Below are 2623 nucleotides of genomic sequence, written 5' to 3' on the forward strand. Positions count from 1 at the left end.
GGACAAGGACCCACCCTCCGAGCTCCAGGCCCTGATCGACGCGGTCACCACCGGACGCGGCATTGACCTCTACCGCCGGATTTAACGAACTACCGGTAATCTGCGCTCCTGCGGCCAGCCCCTCACGTACCACCGACTGCGCCAGCTCAACGGCCTGGTCTCGGGTCTGCGTCGCTGCCCGTGCCCCGAACGCGCCGAGCCGGCACCTCCTGCTGGCCCCGCACGAGTGAAAGCGCCCCCTCCCGCGCCGCATCCTTGGATTCCAGGGGCTGTGTGATGTTGTGATCAGTTGCTGGGTCCCGTCCCTTCGGGGGGTGGAAACCGGTAAGAGACTGGTCGTGACGCGCAGGCAACTCACCGACGATCAGTGGAAGTTAATCGAACTCTACCTGCTGATCGGCAAGTTCGGCCCATGCCCCGAGCGGTGCGGGAACAGTTCGAGGGGGTGATCTGGCGGTTCCGGTCCAGCGCCCAGTGGCGTGAGATGCCCTCCGAGTTCGGTCCCTGGGCTACCGTCTACGGGCGTTTCCGGGCCTGGCGGGACGCTGGCGTCTTCACCGCTCTGCTGGAAGACATGATTGCCGAGGTGGCCCGCGCGGAAAAGCGGACTTCTCGCTGGTGAGCGTGGATTCCACGACTGCCCGCGCCCACCACGACGCCGCTTGGGATGCGCGTCGGCAAGGACCTCATGGAGGCCCTGGAAGCGGCCGCACGCGAGCAGGAGGAGGCCCGGCGAAAAGGGGCGAACCGGAGGGACAGAACGGACAGGCCGAGCGTCGACGTGTCCGGCGCCGACGCAAGCTCCGCCTGAAGGAAGCCCTCCTCAGCAGGTCCCGGGGCGGAATCACCAGCAAGGTCCATCTCGCAGCGGACCGCAAATGTCGCCCGCGGCTGCGACGGCGCGCACGTCCTCGACACCGAGGTGTGGTCGTGCCCATGAAAGCTCCGCGCCACCCGCGGCGCGGGGAAGCGGAGCGCCCGACGGCGAGGGTGCCCGCTGCCAGGAGTCCCTTCACCTTCGACGACAAGCGCTCACCCGCGACGCCGCCGGGCACACCGCTCGCTCACCGGGCACCCCAATTGAGGAAGCCGTATGTCTCGCCGCGACCGGCGTCGGCGAGGGCTGGTTCCACCAGCTCGTACGCGCCACCGGCCTGCCCCGCTCGACTTCGCCCGCCTGGTCCGCGCCCTGCGCTACGGCGGCCCTGCCAGCGTCGCTGTCGCTCGCGCACCCTTCATCCCCGACCCGCCGCCATCGCCCTCTCGGCCCCCGACAACGACAACACCGCTCGCACCATGCGGCTGCGCGCCTGGCGTAACCGCCTCACCGCCGATGACGAAGGCATCCCAATCCGCCTCGGCCCCGACCACCGATGGCATCCCTACACCGGCGAAGGCCACGGCACCACCGTCGCATGGCGGCCTTGCGCCCCCCGCCACAGCGCGGACCCCCGTCGCCGCTCTTGTCACGGCCCGCACCGCCGCCACACGGCACTGACGGATAGGCTGGCCGGGGCGCCCGAAGGAGGACACGATGACGACCGCATGGGACGCGCTCCCGCCCTGGATGCTGCCACCCCGGCCAAGTGGGTGGGAGGCCGATGACCTCGACAACGCACCCGACCTCCCCCGACACACCGAGCTGATCGATGGAGCGCTCATCTTCATGATGTCCCCGCAGAGGTCCTGGCACGCCCGCGTCGTCACCCGGCTGACGACCGCACTCGACAATCAGGCTCCCGAGGGATTCGTGATCGACCGGGAAATGACAGTCAAACTGAATGAGAAGAACCGGCCCGAGCCTGACATCGTTGCTGTCACGGTCCCATACGACCCGGATCGTACGCGCTACCTTCCCGATCAGGTCGCTCTCGCCATCGAAGTCGTCTCAGAGGAGTCCGCCGACCGGGACCGGTCGCTGAAGCCGTTCAAGTACGCGCAGGCGGGTATCGCGCATTACTGGCGTATCGAGGAGGAAAGCGACCTCCCCGTCATCCACACGTACGAGCTGGACGGCACCACTCGCGCCTACGTCGCCACCGGTATCTACCGCGAGCGCATCAAAACCGCGGTACCTTTCGGCATCGCCATCGACCTGCCCCATCTCGTCCGCTGAGAACCGGGGCGGGGACTATCAATTTCTCGGCCCTGTCTCCCATTCGGTGGTGACGGAGGGTGTCGCTATCCGAGAAGGATGCGGTGGCGGAGCAGGGTGAAGCCTGCTCATCCGTGCATCTGGCGTGCGATCCGTTTGGTCTTTGTGTTGACGCCCTCGGTGGGGCCGTTGCTGGACAGAAGCTTGAGCGCGGCGTCAAAGGCGTCGCGGTCTCGTTCCAGGCCCGGGTCTGTCAAAGGAACGGCCCTGTCTCACATTCGGTGGTGACGGAGAGTTGTGAGGGTCGTTGACTTTCATGTGATGGATGTCAACGAGCTTGTGAGGACGGTGCTTTCGGGTCTGTCCCCGCTGGTTATGGAGGATGTGGCCGACGAGGGTGAGCGGATCGTGGTGCGGGCCCGGACGCCGCTGGACACCGCGGTCTGCCCGGTGTGCGGGGCCTCGTCGGGACGGGTGCACGGCTATCACTGGCGGACGGTGGCCGACGTTCCGGTCGACGGGCGACGG

2 protein-coding genes and 1 pseudogene are annotated in these 2623 nt (G+C 67.5%); all 3 read left to right on the forward strand.

Features of this window, described 5'->3' with window-relative positions; genetic code table 11:
- Positions 1–338: 338 nt before the first annotated feature.
- Positions 339–888 (forward strand): annotated as a pseudogene (locus AC0699_RS39555) (transposase); the annotation flags it as partial.
- A 646-nt stretch (positions 889–1534) separates the two neighbouring features.
- Positions 1535–2116: a Uma2 family endonuclease gene (locus tag AC0699_RS39560; RefSeq protein WP_478671506.1), complete on the forward strand. Its 582-nt coding sequence runs from the start codon at positions 1535–1537 to the stop codon at positions 2114–2116.
- A 300-nt stretch (positions 2117–2416) separates the two neighbouring features.
- Positions 2417–2623, forward strand: a 207-nt coding sequence (locus AC0699_RS39565) for a transposase family protein (protein WP_478671511.1), incomplete at its 3' end; no start/stop codon positions are given.

This window comes from Streptomyces sp. NPDC043870 (genome assembly GCF_056435785.1).